At 72.2% G+C, this 22498-nt stretch carries 23 protein-coding genes and 1 pseudogene; 11 read left to right on the top strand and 13 right to left on the bottom strand.

What is annotated here, in order from left to right; all coding sequences use genetic code 11:
• Positions 1-8: 8 nt before the first annotated feature.
• The 3 genes from NAMU_RS16350 (at position 9) to NAMU_RS16340 (ending at position 2368) form a co-directional block, all read left to right on the top strand.
• Positions 9-974, top strand: a complete 966-nt coding sequence (locus NAMU_RS16350; RefSeq protein WP_015748503.1) for a quinone oxidoreductase family protein — start codon at positions 9-11, stop codon at positions 972-974.
• Positions 975-1092: 118 nt separating this feature from the next.
• A complete protein-coding gene (locus NAMU_RS16345) occupies positions 1093-1569 on the top strand; it encodes a hypothetical protein (protein WP_015748502.1) in 477 nt (158 codons plus the stop codon).
• A gap of 202 nt (positions 1570-1771) precedes the next feature.
• Positions 1772-2368: a serine O-acetyltransferase gene (locus NAMU_RS16340; protein WP_015748501.1), complete on the top strand. Its 597-nt coding sequence runs from the start codon at positions 1772-1774 to the stop codon at positions 2366-2368.
• Between the two features lie 257 nt (positions 2369-2625).
• On the opposite strand, the gene NAMU_RS16335 is transcribed toward NAMU_RS16340, so the two are convergent.
• The 7 genes and pseudogenes from NAMU_RS16335 to NAMU_RS16305 form a co-directional block, all read right to left on the bottom strand.
• The gene (locus tag NAMU_RS16335; RefSeq protein WP_041370830.1) at positions 2626-2871 is read right to left on the bottom strand and encodes a hypothetical protein; all 246 of its coding nucleotides are present in this window, start codon (positions 2869-2871) and stop codon (positions 2626-2628) included.
• A 38-nt stretch (positions 2872-2909) separates the two neighbouring features.
• A complete protein-coding gene (locus tag NAMU_RS16330) occupies positions 2910-4229 on the bottom strand; it encodes a S8 family serine peptidase (RefSeq protein ID WP_015748499.1) in 1320 nt (439 codons plus the stop codon).
• A 113-nt stretch (positions 4230-4342) separates the two neighbouring features.
• Positions 4343-5394: pseudogene (locus NAMU_RS31855) on the bottom strand (zinc-binding dehydrogenase).
• Positions 5395-5468: 74 nt separating this feature from the next.
• Positions 5469-7169, bottom strand: a complete 1701-nt coding sequence (locus NAMU_RS16320) for a glycoside hydrolase family 13 protein (protein ID WP_015748498.1) — start codon at positions 7167-7169, stop codon at positions 5469-5471.
• Positions 7170-7281: 112 nt separating this feature from the next.
• Entirely contained in the window at positions 7282-8631 is a 1350-nt protein-coding gene (locus NAMU_RS16315; protein WP_015748497.1) for a dipeptidase, read from the bottom strand.
• Positions 8628-9482, bottom strand: coding sequence for a universal stress protein (locus tag NAMU_RS27535; RefSeq protein ID WP_015748496.1), 855 nt, complete (start codon positions 9480-9482; stop codon positions 8628-8630). The genes NAMU_RS16315 and NAMU_RS27535 overlap by 4 nt, the downstream gene beginning before the upstream one ends.
• A gap of 114 nt (positions 9483-9596) precedes the next feature.
• Entirely contained in the window at positions 9597-10106 is a 510-nt protein-coding gene (locus tag NAMU_RS16305) for a DUF2231 domain-containing protein (RefSeq protein ID WP_015748495.1), read from the bottom strand.
• Between the two features lie 235 nt (positions 10107-10341).
• Between NAMU_RS16305 and NAMU_RS27530 the strand changes: the two genes are divergently transcribed.
• The 7 genes from NAMU_RS27530 to NAMU_RS16270 all read left to right on the top strand — a co-directional run bounded on the left by NAMU_RS27530 (position 10342) and on the right by NAMU_RS16270 (position 17550).
• A complete protein-coding gene (locus tag NAMU_RS27530; RefSeq protein WP_015748494.1) occupies positions 10342-10764 on the top strand; it encodes a hypothetical protein in 423 nt (140 codons plus the stop codon).
• Positions 10765-10848: 84 nt separating this feature from the next.
• Positions 10849-13524, top strand: coding sequence for an alanine--tRNA ligase (gene alaS / locus NAMU_RS16295; RefSeq protein WP_015748493.1), 2676 nt, complete (start codon positions 10849-10851; stop codon positions 13522-13524).
• A 104-nt stretch (positions 13525-13628) separates the two neighbouring features.
• Positions 13629-14138 carry a Holliday junction resolvase RuvX gene (gene ruvX, locus NAMU_RS16290; protein WP_015748492.1) on the top strand — a complete coding sequence of 170 codons (510 nt, stop codon included), beginning with the start codon at positions 13629-13631 and terminating at the stop codon, positions 14136-14138.
• Positions 14135-15439: an endolytic transglycosylase MltG gene (locus NAMU_RS16285; protein WP_015748491.1), complete on the top strand. Its 1305-nt coding sequence runs from the start codon at positions 14135-14137 to the stop codon at positions 15437-15439. Before ruvX ends, NAMU_RS16285 begins: the two co-directional genes overlap by 4 nt.
• Positions 15436-16275, top strand: a complete 840-nt coding sequence (locus NAMU_RS16280) for a shikimate dehydrogenase (protein WP_015748490.1) — start codon at positions 15436-15438, stop codon at positions 16273-16275. Before NAMU_RS16285 ends, NAMU_RS16280 begins: the two co-directional genes overlap by 4 nt.
• 113 nt (positions 16276-16388) lie before the next feature.
• The gene (locus NAMU_RS16275) at positions 16389-17054 is read left to right on the top strand and encodes a prepilin peptidase (protein WP_138180273.1); all 666 of its coding nucleotides are present in this window, start codon (positions 16389-16391) and stop codon (positions 17052-17054) included.
• A gap of 64 nt (positions 17055-17118) precedes the next feature.
• Positions 17119-17550, top strand: coding sequence for a pyridoxamine 5'-phosphate oxidase family protein (locus NAMU_RS16270; protein WP_015748488.1), 432 nt, complete (start codon positions 17119-17121; stop codon positions 17548-17550).
• A gap of 3 nt (positions 17551-17553) precedes the next feature.
• On the opposite strand, the gene NAMU_RS28925 is transcribed toward NAMU_RS16270, so the two are convergent.
• From NAMU_RS28925 to NAMU_RS16255, 3 genes are read right to left on the bottom strand one after another with little or no spacing between them, the layout of a single operon-like run.
• Complete coding sequence (locus NAMU_RS28925) at positions 17554-18432, bottom strand: metallophosphoesterase family protein (protein ID WP_015748487.1); 879 nt, start codon at positions 18430-18432, stop codon at positions 17554-17556.
• Entirely contained in the window at positions 18429-19112 is a 684-nt protein-coding gene (locus tag NAMU_RS28920; RefSeq protein ID WP_015748486.1) for a hypothetical protein, read from the bottom strand. Before NAMU_RS28920 ends, NAMU_RS28925 begins: the two co-directional genes overlap by 4 nt.
• A gap of 20 nt (positions 19113-19132) precedes the next feature.
• On the bottom strand, positions 19133-20227 hold the full coding sequence (locus NAMU_RS16255) for an IS110 family RNA-guided transposase (protein WP_052307831.1): 1095 nt from the start codon (positions 20225-20227) through the stop codon (positions 19133-19135).
• A 336-nt stretch (positions 20228-20563) separates the two neighbouring features.
• Between NAMU_RS16255 and NAMU_RS16250 the strand changes: the two genes are divergently transcribed.
• On the top strand, positions 20564-21109 hold the full coding sequence (locus tag NAMU_RS16250; protein WP_015748485.1) for a hypothetical protein: 546 nt from the start codon (positions 20564-20566) through the stop codon (positions 21107-21109).
• A 1-nt stretch (position 21110) separates the two neighbouring features.
• On the opposite strand, the gene NAMU_RS27525 is transcribed toward NAMU_RS16250, so the two are convergent.
• The 3 genes from NAMU_RS27525 to NAMU_RS27520 are packed head-to-tail and all read right to left on the bottom strand — an operon-like array spanning position 21111 to position 22434.
• Complete coding sequence (locus NAMU_RS27525) at positions 21111-21446, bottom strand: hypothetical protein (protein WP_138180271.1); 336 nt, start codon at positions 21444-21446, stop codon at positions 21111-21113.
• Entirely contained in the window at positions 21443-22036 is a 594-nt protein-coding gene (locus NAMU_RS16240) for a MarR family winged helix-turn-helix transcriptional regulator (RefSeq protein WP_015748483.1), read from the bottom strand. The genes NAMU_RS27525 and NAMU_RS16240 overlap by 4 nt, the downstream gene beginning before the upstream one ends.
• Positions 22033-22434 carry a DUF3224 domain-containing protein gene (locus tag NAMU_RS27520; RefSeq protein ID WP_052307969.1) on the bottom strand — a complete coding sequence of 134 codons (402 nt, stop codon included), beginning with the start codon at positions 22432-22434 and terminating at the stop codon, positions 22033-22035. The genes NAMU_RS16240 and NAMU_RS27520 overlap by 4 nt, the downstream gene beginning before the upstream one ends.
• Positions 22435-22498 lie beyond the last annotated feature (64 nt).

The following is a 22498-nucleotide window of genomic DNA, read 5'->3' as shown; positions in this document are numbered from 1 at the left end:
AGGGCCTGATGCACGCGATCCAGATCACCACCACCGGCGGGCCGGAGGTGCTCGACTACCGCGAGATTCCGGTGCCCGAGGCAGGTCCCGGTCAGCTCGCGGTGCAGGTGGCGGCGGCCGGGGTGAACTTCATCGACATCTATCACCGGGAGGGCGTCTACCCGATGGACCTGCCGTTCGTGCCCGGCCGGGAGGGTGCCGGCCGGGTCATCGCCGTCGGCGACGGCGTGGACGGGGTCTCGATCGGTGACCGGGTGGCCTGGCTGATGGTGCCGGGGTCCTACGCCGAGGTGACGGTCGGGCCGGCGGGCCGGTTCATCCCGGTGCCCGATGGTGTCTCCGACGAGCAGGCGGCCGCCGTCTGCCTGCAAGGCCTGACCGCGCACGCGCTGGCCACGGACGTCTACCGGATCCAGGCCGGCGATGCGGTGCTGATCCACGCCGGCGCCGGTGGCGTGGGCCTGCTGCTCACCCAGATCGCCAAGGCCAAGGGGGCGCGGGTGATCACCACGGTGTCGACCGCGGACAAGGCCGAGCTGTCCCGCGCGGCCGGTGCCGACGAGGTGCTGGTCGGCTACGACGACTTCCCGGCCCGGGTGCGTGAGTTCGCCGCGGGCAAGGGCGCGGACGTGGTCTACGACGGCGTCGGGGCAGCCACCTTCGACGGGTCGCTGGAGGCGCTGCGACCGCGCGGCACCATGGTGCTCTTCGGCGGCGCGAGCGGGCAGGTGCCGCCGTTCGACATCCAGCGGCTCAACCGCGGCGGATCGCTCAAGCTCACCCGGCCCAACGTCGATCACTTCGTCGCCGACCGGGAGGAGCTGCTGGCCCGGTCCGCCGAGCTGTTCGGGTGGGTGGCCGACGGCAGCCTGCGGGTGCGCATCGGCGGGACGTACCCGCTGGCGCAGGCCGCCCGGGCGCAGGAGGATCTGGCCGCCCGCCGGACCACCGGCAAGCTGGTGCTGCAGCCCTAACGATGCCGGTGGCGCGGGCGGTGGGGCCTTCAGTCGTTCTTCGGTGAGCCTTCAGCGGGGCGGCCGATCCTTTGTTCAGCAGGTCGAACAACCAGGATCCAGCCCCCAGGAGGACACCATGGCCACCATCGCCCGCACCCTGATCCGCCGCCTCGCCGGACTCGTCGTGGCCACCGCCGCGATGTTTCTCGGCTTCGCGATCGTCGGTTCGGTCGGCGCCGCGAACGCCGATACCGTCGCCGGTAGCACCGTGTTCGGCACCACTGTGGAATGCGGGGGCGAATCGCTGGTGTTCACCAGCACCTCGGACGCCGACTCGGGCAGCTTCGCCAAGATCTGGGTCTGGGACTTTTACACCGAGCAGTGGGTGACCGACGGCTACTGGGTCGAGGCCGACTACTACGCCTCGTACAACATCTCGGACCTGACGTTCGACCCCGGCTACTACATGGTCTACGTGCAGTACGCCCAGTGGAACGGCTACGACTTCGACTTCAGCGGTGAGTACATCGACACCTACGAGCAGTACTACACCTACTCCGACCACCAGGCCGAGTCCTTCTGCTACATGGGCAACGACCTGACCGAGTACTGATCGCTACGGACCTGGCCCAAGGGGCCGCGGTCCTCCCTGCCGGGTCCACCCCGCCCCGCCTCCCGCGGGGCGGGCACCGGATAGGGTGATTTCGTCCCACGGCAGTTGCGACCTCGGGCAGGACACGACCAGGGTTGATGGGGCGTCAGCCGTGAGCGTGGTCACGAGCCGAGTCACCGATGCGGCGACGAGGGGAGGCTCCGTGAAGCGGCTGCTGAAGTGGGTCGGGCGCCACGTCTCGTTGCCGGCCTCGTCCCTGCATCTGTTGACCTACGCCTTGACGCCCAGCCGGGCGGCCATCGACGTCGACCTGGGCGTGTGGATGCGGGAGCACGAGCTGCACGGGTCGACCTTGCTGGGCCTGCACACCCTGCTGATCGAGCATCGGGAGTTCCGGAACCTCTTTTACTACCGGGTGAAACCCTGGTCCTACCTGCTGCGGGTGATCTACTCCCCGCTGCCGACGCTGCGGCTGAGCGCCAAAGAGATCGGGCCGGGCCTGTTCATCCAGCACGGCGAAGGATCGAGGATCAACGGGGAGCGGATCGGAGCGTACTGCTGGGTCAATCAGCAGGTCACGATCGGATACAGCAACAAGACGGACCGGCCCGTCCTGCTCGACCATGTCCGGGTGGGACCCGGCGCCCGAATCTTCGGCGCGGTCACCATCGGGGAAGGGGCCACCGTGGGGGCGAATGCGGTGATCGTCAAAGACGTCCCGGCCCGGTGCACGGTCGTGGGCGTGTATCCCGCCTACATCGTGCGGGACGACGGGCAGCGGGTGAACCGGAAGCTCTAGGAGTGCGCCGTCGTGACCGACCACGGTCGCGCACGAGGGCAAGCTGTCCGGTCCGAGTCGTGGCCACGGCCGGCCGCTAACCGGGCCTGGTTGCCCGGGCGCTGGCGCACCTGACGGGCTGATCAACTCGGCGCGGTCGGGCAAGCGGGCTGATGAACTCGGCGCGGTCGGGCAAGCGGGCTGATGAACTCGGCGCGAAACCGTATAAATGGACCCATTTTCGCCGAGTTGATCAGCCCGGGTGGACCCGCCTCGACCTACTGCACGTCCGAATCCGGGGGGGCCACTCGGTAGGCAACGTCCGGGTCGACCGAGAGCACGCCGGGGACGTTGCGCAGGGTAGTGGCGACGGCGGTGGCGGTGCCGGACGGGATGGACCCGGTGATGCACCCCATGGTTTCCATCACCCGGTCCACCTGCATGCCCTTGTCGGCCAGCGAACGGGCAAGCGTGCTGATCGACCGCCGATGGGCGTCGTCGACGGTCACCGTGACCCGAGTCATGACTTCACTGTAGGTGCCGACCCAGCGAAAAGCGCCGGTCATTGCGGGGCGAGGACCAATCCGCCGCCGACGTCCACCGACGGCTGCAGCAGGCGCTGCGAGTCCTGGGCCAGGGTGGCCCACAGATCGCGGCCGCGGTAGCCGGTGAGCTCGGCCCAGAGCGCGGCGACGCCGGCCACGTGCGGAGTGGCCATGCTGGTGCCACTGATCGTCTTGTACCGGGTCGGCATCAGCCACGACGAGTAGACCTGGTAGCCGGGCCCAGCGATGTCGACCTGCCCGCCGCGGGTGCCGGCCAGGGTGCGGGCCGAGAAGTAGGCCATGTCCAGCTTCTGGTCCAGGGCGCCGACGGCCATGATGAACGGGCTGTTGGCCGGGGTGCCCACGAAGCCGAAGTTGCCGACCCGGCGGTCGGCGTTGTTGCCGGCCGCAGCGACGATCAGCGAACCGGCGTCCAGAGCGCGCTGGCCCACCACCGTGTAGGGCGGGTGCACCGAGGCCACGTCCGCCCCCAGGGACATGGAGATCACGTGGCAGCCGTTCTCCACGGCCCAGTTGATGCCGGCGATGATGCCCCCGTCGGAGCCGGAGCCGCTGTCGCCCAGCACCTTTCCGGCGTAGATCGACGCGCCGTAGGCGACGCCGTACCTCGGTCCGGTCTCCGGCGCCTTCGACCCGCAGGAGGTACCGATGCAGTGGGTGCCGTGGCCGTGCCCGTCCTGGACGGTCTCCCCGGCAACGAAGGACTGGGTGGTCACCGAACGGCCGACGAAGTCGGGATGGCCCACGTCGAACCCGGTGTCCAGGACGGCGACCTTGATGCCGGCGCCGGACTGGGGTGAGGTCGACACTCCGGTCGCCTGCAGGCCCCAGGTGAATTGGGCGTTGTCGGCGAACGAGGGATTGGCGGCGGCCGCGGACACTCCGGAGCCTGCCGGCCGCTCGACCGCGCCGAGCCGCCCGGCCAGGTCACTGACCCCGTCCCGGTAACCCTGCAGGTAGTCGCCGTCCAGGATGTGGTGAATCAGCTCCGGCGAGACCGAGATGATCGCGTCCTCACCGGCCTCGGCGGTCCGCAGCGCCCCGAGTTGAGCCGGTTCGGCCGTGACGACGGCGACGCCCAGGGTGTCGAACCAGACCGCGTCCGACCCCTCGGTCTGACTGAAATCGACGGCCTGGGCGGTGAAGTCGCGCGAATCGGCCACGGTGCCGACGCCGGCGGTCCGGGCCAGGGTCGCCTTGGCGTCGGTGCCTCGGGCGAACACAACGATGAAGCGGCCGGTGGTCTGTACCGGGGTGCCGCCCAGCGGGACCGTGCTGGGATCAGGGTCGGGCAGGGCCGGAATGCTGAATTCCATGATGTGCCGCCTTCGGGTTGGGTGATGCGGGCCTACCTGCACAGAGGCGCGGACCGGCGGTCAGAGACGTCGGAGCGTGGATTTCCCGGACCGGTTGCGGAATCGGCGGCCGGTCACGGTTGGACCAGCACCTTGATCGCGCGCCGCTCGTCCATCGCCCGGTACCCGTCGGCGATCTCGTCCAGCGTGACCGTGGCGGTGAACACGGGTCCCGGATCCAGGGTGCCGGCGAGCACCTCGGGCAGCAGCTCGGGCAGGTAGGCGCGGGCCGGTGCGATGCCGCCACGGACGGAGATGTTGCCGCCGAACATCTTCCAGATCGGCAGACCCTCCTTGACCTCGTGCGGGACACCGACCCAGCCGACCGTGCCCCCGGGCCGGGCCGGACCAGATCCAGTGCCGTGTCCCAGGACCCGGCGGTGCCCACACATTCCGCGGCGCCGTCCACCCCCGCGCCGTCGGTCAGCTCGCGGACGGCGGCGACCGCGTCCGCCCCGCGGGCGGCGACCACGTCGGTGGCGCCGAAGGCCGTGCCGAGTTCGCTGCGGTCCTGATGGGTGGACAGCAGGATGACGCGTTCCGCGCCGAGCCGGGATGCGGCCAGCACGGCGCACAGACCGACCGCACCGTCGCCGATCACCGCGATCGTCCGGCCCGGGGCGGCCCCGGCGGAGTGGGCCGCGTGGTGGCCGGTGCCCATCACGTCGGACAGCGAGAGCAGGGCGGGGATCCGCGGGTCGTCCGGGGCGACCGGTGCGGTGACCAGGGTGCCGTCGGCGAGCGGGACCCGGGCGAACTCGCCCTGGCCGCCGTCGACCGGGTGCCCGTCGCGGTCGGTCCCGGCCCACCCGGCGGACCGGACGCACGAGGTCGGCCAACCGGACCGGCAGGGTCCGCACACCCCGCAGGAGCACACGAACGGCGCGATGACCAGATCGCCGGCCCGCACGGTGGCCACCTGGTCACCGACGTCCTCGACCACGCCGACGAGCTCGTGCCCGATCCGGCCGCGTTTGCTGGTCGCCCCGCGGTAGTGCCACAGGTCGGAGCCACAGATGCAGCTCGTGGTGATCCGGACCAGGGCGTCGGTCGGGGTCAGGATGCGCGGCGCGGGCACCTCGTCGACGCGGATGTCGCGGGGGCCGTACAGGACTGCTGCCTTCATGTCGCCCATCATGCGCGACGGGTCCGACAGTCGCCGGATGCCGGTCCGGCAGCTGCCGGACCGGCCCGGGGCACCTACTCGCTGAAGACCTCGGTGAGCAACCAGACCGTGGTGTCGGGCGGGAGCACCGAGTGATCGGTCAGCTCGCCGGAGGCCATCAGCAGCTCGCCGACCGGCATCGGAACCGCTTCGGTCCCGGTGTTGGCGGCGATGGTCAGTTCACCGTTGACGAACCGCACGACGCCCGGCTCGGCGTCGACCCACTCCAGGTCGCCGACGGCGAGCGCGAACGCGCGCCGGAACGCCAGCGCGGTGCGGTACATCTCCAGGGTCGAACCCTCGACGTCCTCCTGCTTGTCACGAGCCAGCTCCGCGTAGGACGCGGGCTGCGGCAGCCAGGTCGCGCCGCCCGGTCCGAAGCCCAGGCCGGGCTCGCCGGCCTCCCAGGGCAGCGGCACGCGGCAGCCGTCGCGGCCGGCCTCGGTGTAACCGGAGCGCCACCAGGTCGGGTCCTGACGCAGGTCGTCGTCGAGCTCGGTGTGGTCGGGCAGCCCGAGCTCCTCGCCCTGGTAGATATAGGCCGAACCGGGCAGGGCCAGCATCAACAGGGTCGACGCCCGGGCCCGGCGCAGGCCGAGCTGGTAGTCGGGTTGCTGATCCTGGGCCCGGATGCCGTTGGGCCGCGGACCGGCCGGCAGGCCCAGCCGCGAGACATGGCGGACCACATCGTGGTTGGACAGCACCCAGGTGGTGGGCGCGCCGACCTCGTCGTTGGCGGCGACCGAGGAATCGATCACCGAGCGCAGGTGGGTGGCGTCCCACTCGCTCTCCAGGTAGTCGAAGTTGAACGCCTGGTGCATCTCGTCCTCGCGGACGTAGCGGGCCAGCCGGGACAGCGAGGGCACCCACGCCTCGGCGCACAGGATCCGGTCGGGGGAGTAGGTGTCCAGCAGGGCCCGCCACTCCCGGTAGACCTCGTGCACCCGGTCCTGGTCCCACATGGGGCCGGTGTGGAAGTAGCCCTCACTGTCCTCGACGACCTCGTCGGAGGCCTTCATGTCGGGCAGGCCCGGGGCCTTGATCAGCGCGTGGGCCACGTCCACCCGGAAGCCGTCCACGCCGCGGTCCAGCCAGAACCGCAACACGTCCAGGAACTCGGCCCGAACCTGCGGGTTCTCCCAGTTCCAGTCGGGCTGCTTGGTGTCGAACAGGTGCAGGTACCACTGGCCGGGGGTGCCGTCGGGGTTGGTGGTCCGGGTCCAGGCCGGCCCGCGGAAGCAGGATTCCCAGTTGTTCGGCGGCAGCTCGCCGTGCTCGCCGCGTCCCTCGCGGAAGACGTAGCGGTCCCGCTCGGGGGAGCCGGGGGCCGCGGCCAGGGCCTGCTGGAACCAGACGTGCTCGTCGGAGGAATGGTTGGGCACCAGGTCGACGATCACCTTCAGACCCAGCCCGTGGGCCCGCTCGAGCATCGCGTCGAAGTCCGCCAGGGTGCCGAAAACGGGGTCGACGTCGCGGTAGTCGGCCACGTCGTACCCGGCGTCGGCCTGCGGGGACTTGTAGAAGGGGGACAGCCAGATGGCGTCCACGCCCAGCTCGGCCAGGGCCGGCAGGCGATGGTTGATCCCGGGCAGGTCGCCGATCCCGTCACCGTTGGAGTCGGCGAACGAGCGCGGGTAGATCTGGTAGACGACCGCGGTGCGGCGCCAGTCCTGGCCGGGGGTCGACTCCAGGTCGGCCGTGATGTCGCTGAAGGCCACGGTTTCCTCGATCGTCATCGACGGCACCTTTCTACGGGCGGTGGTGGGCGGGTAATACGGGGATGGACGCCGCCCCCACGGTCAGGTTGATCGATTCAGATCAGTGTGACCGGGATCACGATCCAGCCGCTCAACCCGCTGCGTACTCGCCCAGGAAGGTGGCCAGCACCAGGGCCATGTTCTGCACCTCGGACGGGTCGACACTCTCATTGGGGGCGTGGATCCGGCATTCGGGCTCGCACACCCCGAGCAGCATGATCTCCGCGTCCGGGAAGGTCTCCTGGAAGACCGGGCACAGCGGGATCGACCCGCCCTGACCCTGCGTCTCCAGGTCGCGACCGTAGGCCGCGTGCATCGCCCGGCCCATCGCGTCGAAGGCCGGCCCGCCCAGGCTGCCGGCGAACGGCGCGCCCAGGCCGCCCGGCTCGAACGTGACTTGGGCGTGCCAGGGGGTGGCGGCCGTCAGGTGCGCGATCAGCTTGTCCCGGGCGGCCGCCGGATCCATGCCCGGCGGCACCCGCAGGTTCAGTCGCGCCCGCGCCTGCGGCTGGATCGCCGCCGACGAGCCGACCACCGGCGGGCAGTCGATGCCCAGGATGGTGACCGTCGGCCGGGCCCACAGCATGTCGGAGACCGACCCGTCGCCGAGCAGATCGACCCCGTCCAGCACCTGCGCGTCGGTGCGGAACCGATCGGGCGGGTAGTCCGCGCCGGCCCAGTGCCCGTCGGCGTCCAGCCCGTCGATGGTGGTGTTGCCGGCGGCGTCGCGCAGGGTGGCCAGCATCGCGACCAGGGCGGCCAACGCGTCCGGCGCCGGTCCGCCGAACATGCCCGAGTGCAGCACCGTCTGGGCGGTCCGGACGGTGACCACCAGGTCGGCCACCCCGCGTAGCGAGGTGGTCAGGGTGGGCCGCCCGACCGCGATGTTGCCGCTGTCCAGGACCAGGATCGCATCGGCCCGCAGCAGGTCGGGATGTTTGGGCACGAAGTCCTCCAGGCCGGCGGTGCCCTGCTCCTCCGAGCCCTCGCCGACGATCTTGACCGTGACCGGCAGCTGCGCGCCGTCCGCGGAACCCAGCGCGCGCAGGGCGGTCAGCACGACGGCGATGCTGCCCTTGTCGTCGGCGGTGCCGCGACCGAACCACCGGCCGTCCCGCTCGACCAGCTGCCACGGTGAGCTGTGCCAGGCGTCCTCGCCCAAGGGCGGCTGCACGTCGTGATGGAAGTACAGCAGCACCGTCGGCGCACCGGGGGGTCCCGGCCGGACGCCGGTCACCGCCTTGGAACCGTCCGCGGTGACGTGCGCGGCGACGTCGGACAGGCCGGCCTCGGTGAACGCGCCGATCAGCCAGTCGACCATGTCGTCGCACCCGGACACCGGGAACTGGGCGGCGTCGTGCACGGACCGGAAGGTGACCATCTGGGCCAGGTCGGCCTGGGCCCGCGGCATCAGCTCGGCGACCCGCTCGCGCAACGTCATGACGCGTCCTGCGGACGGACGACCACCACCGGCAGCTCGGCGTGGGCGAGCAGCGACCGGCTCACCGAACCGAGCACGATGCCGGCGAAGCCGCTGACCCCGCGGGTGCCGACCACGAGCTGGGACGCGCCGTGCTCGGCGCAGTAGGCCCGCAGGGCCTCCTGCGGTTTGCCCGGGATCACCACCGGCACCACCGAGACGCCGGCGACCGCTTGGCTCCGGCCGGCCAGCGCGGCCTCCAGGTCGGCCTGCTCGCGGTCCTCGTCCGAGCCCCGCGCGCAGTGCACGACGTGCAGCGGTACTCCGTGCGCGGCCGCCGCCTCGACCGCGTAGGTGACGGCCTCCTCGGAGACCTCCGACCCGTCGGTGCCGACCACGATCGGTCCGGTCGCGCCGGCCGGATCCGGGACGGCGCCGCGCACCACCGCCACCGGGCCGTGCCCGTGCTCGGCGGTGTGCACGGCGAACGAACCGATCAGTTCCTCGGCCCGCGGGGAGTGGCCGTGCGAGGACACCACGGTCAACAGCGCTTCACCGCTGGCCTCCAGCAGCGCCGTGCCGGCCGATTCGTGCAGGATCCGCGGCTGCACCGTGGCGGCCGGCCGGGCGTGGTGCACGGCGGTGACCACCCCGTCGACGAGTTCGGCGGCCGCGATCTGCGCCTCCTCGTACGGGATGGACCCGGGCAGGGCGGCGTCCTTGGACCCGTAGGCGTAGAGCTCGTAGGAATACAGAACGACCAGGGTCGCGCCGCGGGCGTGGGCCTCGCCGGCCGCCCACACCGCCGCCGCCGTCGAGGTGTCCGAGCCGTCGACGCCGACGACGACCTCACGCTTTCGGGTCCCGCTCATCCGTAGCTCGCTCCCTCACCCGGCCCGGGCCGCCGATGACCCCAGGTCCAGCGCAGACGATACCCACGGGGCCCGACAGCGGCCGGTGATCGCGCCCGCGCGTCCGGGCGCCGCTCAGGTGGTCGGGCAGGTTCCGTCGGCATTCACCGGGACCGGGCAGAACGAGCCCGTCCAGACCGCCTTGGAGCCGGACTCGCCGACCCGGAACACCTGGAACACGGCGGCTCCGGCCAGCACCACCGCCACCACCGCGACGACCACCCCGATCCACGGCGCCGGCGCCTTCTTGGTGCGCCGGACGATCAGCGTCGGCACGCCCCAGGCCAGCAGTGCGGCGACGAACAGACCGCCGGCGAACCAGAGCACCGTGTCGCCCAGCGCCATGTGCTCGCGGATCAGTTCGGTCGGGTAGACGCGGTCGCCCAGCCACTCGCCGGCCTCGGTGGTGACCGGCACCAGGATGAGCGCGACGAGCGCGACCAGGGGAGTGATGATGCCGAGCCGGCGGCGTGCCGCCGGCCAGATCGCGGCCAGCACGGTGAGCAGCGCCGCGATCGGGATCAGCACCACCACCGCATGCACCAGCAGGATGTGGGCGGGCAGTCCGTTGACCTCATTGATCATGGCGTGATCATCTCTTTCCCCGGAGGCAGCAGGTCGCCGGGGTCGGCGACTAGGAGGACAACGCGGCGGCCGGCGCAGGGGTTCAGCTCCGTCGCGGCCGGACCGGGTCCGCCGATGGCAGCGCCGTGCCCGCTCGGTGTCCGAGGTGGCGGGTAACCTTCCCAGCGGTGGTGCCACGAGCCGCCCGTGCCCGCCCGGGCGGAGCACGCCCTGACCAGGAGGGGAGACGGCCGCGATGAAACGCGTCTATGTCTTCGGCGCCGGTGTCGCCCTCGGAGTGGCGGCGACCCGCCGCACCCGACGGGCCAAGGAAGCCGCCGCCGCAGCGATGAAGGCCAAGCTCACCCCCTCGGCGATCGCCGCGGACCTGGCCGACGCCATCGCCGAGCTGGGCAACGCCGTCGGCGCCTTCGCCTCCGACGTCCGGCAGGGGGCGATCAACCGCCGGGCCAGCTACCGGCCCCTGGTGGACAACTCCACCGGTGCGGTGGTGATGGTTCCGCCGGAGGCGTTGGGCCCGGCCCCCGAGCCGGTCGAGCCGCGGATCCCCGGCGGCCTCCCGCCGACCCGGCCCACCCCGACCCGCGCCCACACCGTCGACCCGGACCCGGCCGGATCGTCCCGGTCCGCCGCGCGACGCGTCGGGCACCGCGCCTGACCCGGGAACCCGAGCCCCAGCACCACCGCCCGACCCTGCGCCACCCGCGCGCCTGACCCACCTGCCCGAGCGAGGAACCACAGAGTGCAGACCCACGAGATCCGGCGCCGTTTCCTGGACCACTTCGAGCGCGCCGGCCACACCGTCGTGCCCTCGGCGTCGCTGATCAGCCAGGACGCCACCGTGCTGTTCACCATCGCCGGGATGGCCCCGTTCAAGCCTTACTTCCTGGGCCAGAGCACCCCGCCGTTCCCGCGGGCGACCAGCGTGCAGAAGTGCGTGCGCACCGGTGACATCGACAACGTCGGCGTCACCACCCGGCACAACACCTTCTTCCAGATGGCCGGCAACTTCTCCTTCGGCGACTACTTCAAGGCCGGCGCCATCGAGCACGCCTGGACCCTGCTGACCTCCTCGCTGGCCGACGGCGGCTACGGCCTGGACCCGGACCGGCTGTGGGTCACCGTGTACGAGTCCGACGACGAGGCCGAGCGGCTCTGGCAGGAGATCGCCGGCCTGCCGGCCGAGCGCATCCAGCGGCGTGGCATGGCCGACAACTTCTGGTCGATGGGCGTGCCCGGCCCGTGCGGCCCGTGCTCGGAGATCTACTACGACCGCGGCCCGGAGTACGGCATCGAGGGCGGTCCGGTCGCCGACGAGGACCGGTACCTGGAGGTCTGGAATCTGGTCTTCATGCAGGACATGCGGGGCGAGTCCGACGGGTCCGGTAAGGGGGACTTCCCGATCCTGGGCCCGCTGCCCCAGCAGAACATCGACACCGGGCTGGGCGTCGAGCGGCTGGCGTTCCTGCTGCAGGGCGTCGACAACGTCTACGAGACCGATCTGCTGCGCCCGATCATCGCCTCGATGGAGCAGCTGTCCGGCAAGAAGTACGGCGGCGGCGACCACCAGGCCGACGTCCGCTTCCGGGTCATCGCCGACCATTCCCGCAGCGGCATGATGCTGATCGGCGACGGGGTCACCCCCGGCAACGAGGGCCGCGGTTACGTGCTGCGCCGGCTGCTGCGCCGGGCGGTGCGCTCGGCCCGGCTGCTCGGCGTCACCGAGCCGGTCATGCCGACGCTGATGAGCATCGTGCGCGACCTGATGAGCCCGTCCTACCCGGAGCTGGCCACCGACTACGAGCGGATCGAGAAGGTCGCCGCGACGGAGGAGAAGGCGTTCCTGCGCACCATCGCATCCGGCTCCAAGCTGTTCGACGTGGCCGCGGCCGACCTGGCCACCCAGCACGTCACCACGCTGCCCGGGGCCACCGCCTTCACCCTGCACGACACCCAGGGTTTCCCGATCGACCTGACCCTGGAGATGGCCGCCGAGGCCGGCCTGACCGTCGACGTCGCCGGGTTCGAGCGGCTGATGAAGGAGCAGAAGGACCGGGCCCGGGCCGACGCCAAGGCCCGCAAGGGCGGCTTCGCCGACCTGTCCGAGTACCGGCGGCTGCTGGACCAGGGCGCGACCGAGTTCACCGGCTACAGCGAGCTGCAGACCGAGGCGCGCATCCGCGGCCTGCTGCGCGACGGGGTGCCGGTGCCGGCGGCGCACGAGGGTGAGGAGATCGAGCTCGTGCTCGACCGCACCCCGCTGTACGCCGAATCCGGCGGGCAGGACTCCGACGCGGGCACCATCGTCGGGGCGCACGGCGCCGCCGAGGTGCTGGACGTGCAGAAGGTGGACCGCAAGCTGGTCGTGCACCGGGTCCGGATCACCGACGGCGAGTTCACCACCGGTGCGCAGGTGCTGGCCAAGGTCGACCCGGAATGGCGGCTCGGTGCCCGGCAGGCGCACTCGGGCACCCACGTCGTGCACGCCGCGCTGCGGCAGGTGCTCGGGCCGGAGGCGCTGCAGTCCGGGTCCTACAACAAGCCCGGCTACCTGCGCCTGGACTTCGCCTGGGACCAGGCGTTGTCGGCGGCCACCCGCAGCGAACTGGAAGAGGTCGCCAATCGGGCCGTTCGTCAGGACCTGCCAGTGCGCGTGCTCTACGGCTCGATGCAGGAGGCCCAGGCGATGGGCGCCATCGCGCTGTTCGGCGAGACCTACGACGACACCGTGCGGATCGTGGAGATCGGCGGGCCGTGGTCGGTCGAGCTGTGCGGCGGCACGCACGTCGAGCACTCCTCGCAGATCGGTCCCGTCGCCATCACCGCCGAATCCTCGGTCGGATCCGGCCTGCGCCGGGTCGAGGCCGCGGTCGGCATCGAGGCCTTCCACCGGCTGGTCGCCGAGCGCACCCTGGTCAGCCAGCTGGCCAGCACCCTGAAGGTGCAGCCGGCCGAGCTGCCCGGGCGCATCGAGACCCTGCTGGACAAGCTCAAGTCCGCGGAGAAGGAGCTGGCCGGGCTGCGCGCGGCCGCGCTGGGCAACGTCGCCGGCACGCTGGCTGGCGGCGCGATCGACGTGGCCGGGGTGGCGCTGGTGGCGGCCACCGCGCCGGAGGGCACCGCGGCCGGTGACCTGCGCACGCTGGCCTCCGACGTCCGCGGCCGGCTCGGGGACCGGCCCGGGGTGGTCGCCCTGTTCGCGCCGGCCCACGCGTCGGTGCCGTTCGCGGTCGCCGTGAACCAGGGCGGCATCGCCCGCGGGTTGGCTGCCGGCGAGCTGGCGAAGGCGGTGCTGCCGCTGATCGAGGGACGGGGCGGCGGCAAGAAGGACCTGGCCCAGGGGGCCGGGACCCGTCCGGACCGGATCCCGGAGGCGATCGACGCCCTGCGCGCCGCCCTGCTCACGGCGGCCGGCTGATCTGGCCCGGTCGACGGACAACCGGATCGAGTCCGATACGTCCTGCTCTCGGTCCGTTCCCGTGCCGCCCGGCACCCGATCCGAATCGATACCCACGCATCCATATGACTGGAACACAGCAGAATCCGTCCGGTGACGCACCCGCGAAAGGCGTGCGTCTGGGGGTCGACGTGGGTACCGTTCGCGTGGGGGTCGCACGCAGCGATCCCGCAGGAATTCTGGCGACTCCGGTGACGACCCTGCAGCGGTCGGCGGCCCCGTCATCGGGGAAGTCGGGTGACCGGGCCGAACCGACTGCGGATCTGTCGGCACTGCGTGACCTGGTCGTCGAACACGACGTAGTGGAAGTGGTGGTGGGTCTGCCCACCACCCTGCGCGGCATGGAGGGCTCGGCGGTGACGGCAGCGCGGGCCTACGGACAGGCACTGGCGGCATTGATCGCCCCGGTACCGGTCGTCTACGTCGACGAGCGGCTGACCACCGTCACCGCGGACCGGGTGCTCGCCCAGGCCGGAATCAAGGGAAAGGCCAGGCGCGCCGTGGTCGATCAGGTCGCCGCCACCCGGATCCTGCAGAACCGGTTGGATCTGCTGGCGGCGGGACGACGATCGTGAACGACCATCTGATCTTCGGCCGCGAGCCGGGGGAGACCGGCGACGTGGACGTCGACGAGCTCAAGGCCGCGCTGGCCGCCAATCCCGATCCCGTCGACGAGACCGTCGTGGCCGAGCCGGAGCCCTCGCCGGAGGAACGGGCCATCAGCGCCCGGCGCCGGCACCGTACCTGGCTGGTGTTCGCCATCGTCGTGCTGCTGGTGATCGTGGCCGGTCTGATCGCCGGGTTCGTCGTGTGGCGGTCCGGCACCGATCAGGTGCCCGACCACGCCGGCACCGGCGACGCCGAGGTGGTCGTCCGGATCCAGGGCGGCGACGGGATCAACGACATCGCCGCGACGCTCCAGCAGGCCGGCGTGGTGGCCAGCACCGAGGCGTTCGTCCAACAGGCCGCCCGTGACGGCGACGTGCAGGCCCTCAAGCCGGGCTACTACAAGGTGCGGCTGAACTCCTCGGCCCAGGCCGCGGCCGATGCCCTGGTGGCCAAGGAGAACCACGTCGGGCACCTGCGGCTGATCCCCGGCCGGCAGCTGGCCGACGTCACCACCGTCTCCACCGATCCCAACCAGCCCGCGGCGACCGTGCCCGGCTACATCTCCGACATCGCCGCCGCGGCCTGTGTGCCGCTCAACGGACAGCAGGACTGCTTCACCGCCGACGAGCTCTGGCAGGTCGCCACGACCGCCGACCCGGCCACCCTGGGCGTCGTGGAATGGGCCGCCGACGCCGTGCGCGCCGCTCCGGACCCGCGCAAACGCCTCGAGGGCACCATCCTGCCGGGTGATTTCGACATCCCGCCCGGCTCCACCCCCGAGCAGGCGCTCAAGGCGGTGGTCAGCGCGTCCGCCGCGATGTGGAACGGCACCGACATCATCGCCGACGCCGCCCAGCTGGGCATGACCCCGTACCAGGCCGCGACCATCGCCTCGATCGTGGAGCGGGAGGGCATCACCGCGGACATGCCCAAGGTGGCCCGGGTGATCGACAACCGGCTGGCCACCGGGATGAAGCTGGAGATGGACTCCACCGTCAACTACGCACTGGACCGGGCCTCCATCGCCACCAGCGCGGACGACCGGGCCAATCCCAGCCCGTGGAACACCTATTACGCCGCCGGTCTGCCGCCCACCCCGATCTCCTCGCCGGGTCCGAACGCCATCGCCGCAACCCTCGACCCGGCCGCCGGCTCCTGGCTGTTCTTCGTCAAGATCGACAACACCGGCGCGTCCTGCTTCTCCATCACGGTCGAGCAGCACGACGCCTGCGTGGCCCAGGCGCGAGCGAATGGAGTCTTCGGGTGAGTTCTGCCCATCGGGCGGCCGTTGTCGGCTCGCCGGTGACCCACTCCCTCTCGCCCGCCCTGCACCGCGCCGGCTACGCCGCGGCCGGACTCACCCAGTGGCAGTACGAACCGATCGAATGTGACGCGCAGGCGCTGCCGGACCTGGTGCGATCCCGCGGTCCGGAGTGGGCCGGCTTCTCGGTCACCATGCCGGGCAAGTCGGCCGCCGCGGCCGTCGCCGACGAGTGCTCACCGCGGGTGCAGGCGCTCGGCGTGGCCAACACCCTGGTCCGCCGCGACGGCGGCTGGTTCGCCGACAACACCGACGTGGACGGCCTGGTCGGGGCGTTGCGCGCGGCCGGCGCGCCGCCGATCCGCTCCGCGCTGGTCCTGGGCGGCGGGGGAACGGCGGCCGCGGTGCTGGCCGCGCTGTCCGAGTTGGGCACCGCGACCGTGGCCATTGCCGGCCGCCGACCGTCGTCCACCGCGGGGGCCGTCGAGGTCGCCGCCACCCTGGGCATCCCGCTGCGGGTCATCGGCTGGGACACCGACGTCGTCGCCGAGGCGGCCGCCGGGGTCGACCTGGTCGTGTCCACCGTGCCGGCCGGCGGGGCCGACCACCTCGCGTCCGCGCTGCGCGCGGTGCCCGTGCTGTTCGATGTCATCTACCACCCGTGGCCGACCCCGCTGGCCGCCGGTGGCGTGCCCGGCCGGATCACCGTCACCGGTCTGGACATGTTGCTGCACCAGGCGTTCCGCCAGTTCGAGCTGATCACCGGGGTGCCCGCGCCGGTGCATGCGATGCGGGCCGGCCTCAAGGCCGGCTCCGGCACCGACCTGCCGCTGCCCGTCTGACCCTGCTGCCCGTCTGACCCCGCTGCCCGTCCAGCCGGCGATCGACCCGGGCCGTCAGGGCGAGTGTGGACAACTCCCCGACGTTCCCGCGGAAACGTGAGACCGTGCTCGGCATGCTGCTCGCGGTCGCCCTGGGGGCGCTGGTCGGCGCCCTGGCCGGCGGGGCCGGTCGGGTGCTGCTCGGCCGGTTGCGGCGCGGTGTCGCCGTGCGGCCGCCGCTGCTCGAGGTGGCGGCCGGGCTGGTCACCGCCGCCGGCGTGGCCTTGGCCTGGCCGACGGTCATCGTCGTGCTCGTCGTCTGGGCCGGTCTGCTGATGGTGATCCTGGGGGCGGTGGACATCGCCGCCCACCGGCTGCCGGACGCACTGACGCTGCCCGCGCTCCCGGTCACCGCGGCGCTGGTGCTGCTGACCGGACTGCTGGCGCCGCCGCCCGGCGGCCTGCCGGCGGCGCTGCTGACGGCGCTGGTCGCGGCCGTGGTCGTGACCGGGATCTTCGCGGCGGCGGCGGCCCTGGCGCCGCGGGCGATGGGGTGGGGCGATGTCAAGCTGGTGCCTTTCGCTCGCGCTGCTGACCGGATTCGTCTCGGTCGGCGCCGTGCTGTGGTGGGTGATGATCGCGTTCGGGCTGGGCGCGGTCGTCTCGCTGGCCGGCCTGGCGACCCGGCGGTTGTCCCTGCAATCGGCCATCCCGTTCGGGCCGTGCCTGCTCGCCGGGTGCTGGATCGTGCTCGCGTGGCCGGGCCTCGTCCTGACCTGACGACCTCAAGCTCAACGTGAGGTTGAGGGTTGTCGGGACGAAGGGCTCTACTCGGGTCGCCCGGACCGCGGCAGGCTCGCGGGTATGACGACGAGCCTGCCGCTGGACCATTCGGGCATGGGTGTGTTGAGCCGCGACGAGTGTTACGACCGGTTGCGCAGCGCGCGGGTCGGCCGGCTGGCGTTCGTCAGCGACGGCGACCCGGTGATCCTGCCGGTCAATCACGGCGTGGACGGGGAGTCGATCGTGTTCCGGACGGCACCCGGGTCCAAGCTGCTGGCCGGTGACTCGGAGCTGCGGGTGGCGTTCGAGGTCGACGGGTACGACGTCGACCGGCGATCGGGCTGGAGCGTGCTGGTGCGCGGCACCGCGAGCACCGTCGAGGACGTCGGTGAGATCCGCCGCCTCAACCGGATCGGCGTCTGGCCCTGGGCCGACCTGGTGGAGCGCACGTACTGGATCCGGATCGCCTGCTACTCGGTGACCGGCCGGGAGACGGTGCACCCGGCCCGTTGAACCTCACGGCCGGGTCGGATGGGCGTCGATCACCGCCTGGCAGCCCGCCGCGTCCAGGTCGAACACTGGCGCGGCCCCGTCGACCGGGATGACCGAGACCGTGATCGTGTCCGGGTAGACCTGGACCAGGTTGAACGAACCGCTGGCCCAGGTCCGCTCGTGCCCGTTGGGCGCCAGCGGATCGGTGCGGATCGCGGTCGAGCCGGCCACCGCGACCGGGATCGCGCCGAGCGTGCCCGACTGGGCCAGATGGTGATGACCGGCCAGCACGAGGCGTACATCGGTGCCGGCGATCGCGTCCCGCAGGGCGATGCGGGACGCCGCCTCCAACGCGAAGTAGCTCAGCAGCGGCGACGGCGGCGGCAGCGGCGCGTGGTGCAGCACGACGATGGTGCCCTCCGGCGCCGGATCGGCCAGGGCCGCGGTCAGCTCGGCCAGGTGCTCGGCGGTCAGCCGCCCGTGGCCGGCGCCGGGAATGGTCGAGTCCAGCGCGAGCATCCGCAGCCCGCCCACCTGCACCGATTGCAGGACGGGGCCCTCGTCGCCGCGGCCGAGCAGGCTGCGGTGGAACTCGGTGCGTACGTCGTGGTTGCCCGTCGCGTACAGCACCGGGACGCCCAACGGCTCGACGGCCGCCCGCAGTCGCCGGTAGGCGTCCGGGTCGCCGGTGTCGGTGAGGTCGCCGGACAGGATGACCGCGTCCAGCGGCCGCCCGTCGGCCACCGCGCTGCGCAGCACGGCCACCGCGCGGTCCAGGGCGGCATCGGCGTCCAGGACCTGGTTGTAGCGCACGCCCGCCGAGGTCAGGTGGGAATCGGACAGGTGGGCCAGCACGTGCGTCGGACGCAGCGGCGCCGACCCGTCCGGGGTCGTCCAGCTCATGCGGCGGTTCCTTCCAGCCAGGCGGCGATGTCGGGGACGGCACCGCGCAGGTCCTTGGTGCGCCGGTCCGGCCGGCCGTCGCCGGCGCCGAACCGGTCGATCAGCACGGTGCGCTGCCCGTTCGCCTGCGCCCGGGCCAGATGCGGTGCCCAGGTCGCGTCGATCAGCACCATCGAGCCCGCCGACAGCGCGTCCAGGTCCGCCGGTGCGACGAGCGCCACCCGCCCGGTGAGCTCGAGCGCGTCCAGGATCGGCACGGCCGCCGGGTCGGCCGGGTCGGCGACGGCCACGACCCGGGCCCGGCCGGCCGCCGCGTCCAGCAGATCGCTCAGGCCGTCGGCCGGGTCCAGCAGCCAGGCCGTACGGGCCAGGTCCTGCCGGGCAGCGGTTCGCGCCCGGACCACCAGGTCCGGCGGGCACCCGGCAGCGACCGCGAGGTGTTCGACCGCCCGCTCGCCGGTCGCCGGCGGCACCGACCAGGGCGGGTCGGGCAGCAGGTCCGGTTTGCCCTCCAGGAAGGCCCGCATGCCGGCCACGATCCGCCGGCCGTTCCCGCCGCCGGCCTCGACGGCCGCGGTCAGGTGCCGGGCGAACGCCTGGACGGCGATGTCGTCGTCGTAGGCGACCCCGGGCAGCGTGAAGGCCAGGACCGGGCGGCCGGCCGGCGGCGCGTTGCTCACGCGGGATGCTCCTATGGTTGTCAAGCTGCTTTGGCGGGTCGTTTTTCTGCGGACGCGGACGTAAGCGCGAGGAAGACTTCTCGGGCGACATATCGCTTGAGGCAGCGGATGATCTCGGGCTTGGTCAGCCCCTGGGCGGTGCGTCGGGCGATGTAGTTCTTGGTTCGATCATCGGTGCCCATGCGGGTGATGACGATGCGCCAGAGTGCGCTATTGGCGGCTCGGTCTCCGCCGCGGTTGAGCCGGTGCCGGGTCGTCCTGCCCGACGAAGCAGGCAAGGGCGCCACGCCGCACAGCATCGCGAAGGCGGCCTCGTTGGTGAGGCGGTCGGCATTCTCGCCGGCCGTGACGAGCATCTGCCCGGCCACGTCGGGACCGATGCCTTTGAGTGCGAGCAGCCCGGGGTTGATCTGGGCCACGAGCGGACCGAGCAGCTCGTCGAGATCGGCGATCTCGACGCTGAGCGCCCGGTGGCGCCGAGCAAGAGAGCGCAGCGCGATCTTGGTGGCCGTGCCCGGATCGCCGGCACCGGCACGGTCCGGCCGCTGGTCGGCGCAGACCTTGATCAGTTCTCGGTCGGGCAACGCCCGCAGCTGGGCGCGCAGCGATTCCGGTGCGGTGACGATCAGCGCCTTGATCTGTCGCTGCACGTCAGCGCGTTGCCCGACGGCCGAACGGCGCGCCACCCGCAATGCCCGCAGCGCCTCGACACGACCGTCTCGATGCTTGGGCAGCCCGGTGCGCACCCGGGCCAACGCGGCCCGGGCCGCAGCCTCGGCATCGACGGGATCGGATTTGCCCTGCCACCGGCGGGCCTTGCGGTCGGGCCGGTCGACCTCGACCATGGCCACGCCCTGGGCGGCCAGCAATCGGGCCAGGCCGGCCCCGTAGACACCGGTGCCCTCGACACCGACCAGCAGCAGCGTCCCGAACCCGCGCAGCCACCGTAGCAACGCCCGGTAGCCGGCGGCGTCGGTGGGGAACTGGGCCGACCCCAACACCCGCCCCGCGGTGTCCACCGCTGCCGCGGTGTGGGTGTCCTTATGGGTGTCCACACCGCCGACCACCTCGACCGCCGATGAGTCTGCTTGTCGCTCCGCTTGTACTGCTGTCATCGTTGACCTGCCGTCCTGTCGCTGAACCGGGAAGGGCGGCACGCGCCGGTCGGGCGGGCGGACAAGACAGTGACGGGGCCTCTGGCCAGGCTCCTATAAGGTCACGACGCCCGTCCGGCAGGTGCCGAGATCGCCGCCGAACCCCGGCCGACACATCCCGTTCAGGACACCACGGTCAGTCAGGGCACGAGTCAAGCCGAAGCTCGACGGCGATCCACCCCTACATCCTCACTGTCAGGATAGGTGGGCGGCCCGGCCGGGCGATTACCGTGCGGGGGTGCGTGCGATCGACCATCCCGGTCCGGGTGGCGAACCCCAACCGATCGGAGCGAAGCGGTGACCGAGGCGGAACCCGGCCGGCGGGTCCTCGTGGGGGCGCTGGCCCTGGTCGGCGGGTTGCTGGCCTTCGTGGCCACCTTCCTGCCCTGGATCTCCACCGACACCGAGGACGGCGGCACGACATCGATCACCGGCTGGGGCGGCATCACCGGGAGCAGCCAGATCGCCGGCACCAACCTCAACGACGTGCTCAACGGATCCGGCACCTACCGGCCCGGGCTGGTCGGCTTGATCTTCGGGGTAATCGCGGCCGTCGCCGGGTTCGTGATCATGGTCTACCAGCCGCCGGGGCGGCGTCCGCACCGGATCACCGCGGCGGTGCTCACGGTGTGCGGACTGGTGTGCCTCGGGTTCGGCGGGTGGCGCGGCCTCCACCCGGGGGATGCCTCGGTGTTCGACGCGGGGGAGGCCAGCGCCGGATTCGGACCCTGGCTGACCGCGATCGCCGGGGTGCTGATCCTGGCCGGCGCGGTGCTGGTCTTCGCCGGCCGGCTCGACCCGCCGGTGACGAGCGCGGCGCGGCGCGGCATCCAGCCGCGCTGATTCAGCCGGGTCCCCGGTGGCGCTGCTCGCCGGCCGCGTAGGCCCGCCGCAGCCAGCCGGCGAACTCGTCGTCGACCTGCTCGGGGCCGGTGAGCCGGAACGCGTGCAGCACGTTGTGGGGCGAGAACGTGTGGATCCGGGTGAAGCGGGGACTGTCGATCCGTTCGGCCAGGACCAGGTGGCCGTCCAGGGCGTGCCGGCGCGTGGCCCGCACCGCGGGGTCGCAGCCGGCGAAATGGGCGTCCAGATCGCCCAGGGCGGCGCACCGGTGGGTCTGGTTCCGGTTCGCGAAGGTGCGGCCGCAGTGCGGGCACGTCCACATCGGTAGGTGAGTCACGGCTGGTCGGGTCCCGGGGCCGGGGCGATGCCCGCGTCGGCGGCCCGGACCCCGTAGTGCGCCAGCGCGGCCGTCGCCGCCGGGCAGCGGCCGTCGGCCCGCTCGCACGCGGTCAGATCGCACAGCCGGCAGATCCAGGCGCCGCCCGTCTTGGCCCGCACGGCGTTGCCCATCATCCGGCCGAGCAGTTCGCCCAGGGTGTCCAGCTCGTCCGGGGCCAGCCCGTCGAGCATCGTGGTCAGCACCTGCCGGCGAGCCCGGGCCAGCGCGGCCGCGGCGGCGGCGCCCCGGTCGGTCAGCGTGATCGCCCGGGTCCGGCCGTCGGTGCCGGGACCGCGGACGACCAACCCCTCGGACTCCAGCCGGTCGATCAGCCGCACCGCGCCGGAGGGGGTCAGGCCCATGACCCGGCGGACCTGATCGACCGTCGGGGCGTCCAGGAATTCCGCGATCGCCGACAACGTGGCCAGCGCCGACGACGAGCCGGTGGCCGGCAGGTCGGCGGCGGCCAGCATCGCGGCGGTCGCCTGGTCGGTGACGGTGGCCGCCAACGCGCCCAGCACGTTGGCGGTCCGGTCCAGCTGGGTCAACCGAGGTCGTACTGCAGGGTCAACGGCATGACCGGGTAGTCCTCGTGGGTGGAGCTGCTGCTGGCCGACCCGCTGATCCCGGCCAGCTCGCCGGTGCCGGAGCCGGGGACGATCCGGGACTCGCCGGCGGCGGTGGTGCCGTCGTAGTTGCCCGAGCCGGTGAGCACGAAGCTGCCCGACCGACCGTCCAGGGTGCCGGTGATCTGCATCAGCGTGACGTAGCTGCTGGTGCCGTCGGCCGCGTAGAACATCAACCCCTCGTAGGAGGCCTGCAGGCCGGCGTCCGCATCGGCCAGGGCCACCTCGGCGCGGGTGAACTTTCGGCCGTCGTCGAACTCCCGGTAGGGGTTTTCGTCCCAGGAACCGATCTGCAGTTTCAGCTCTGTGGTCGTGGTCATGACCCGACTGTATGTGTGACACACGCACATGTCGAGGGTTTGCCTCCTCTCGCGGATCGGGCGA

Origin of the sequence: Nakamurella multipartita DSM 44233, assembly GCF_000024365.1 — a bacterium.
GTDB lineage: Bacteria > Actinomycetota > Actinomycetes > Mycobacteriales > Nakamurellaceae > Nakamurella > Nakamurella multipartita.
Note: the sequence above shows the minus strand (reverse complement) of the source record. Positions and strands in the feature narration are given on the sequence as shown.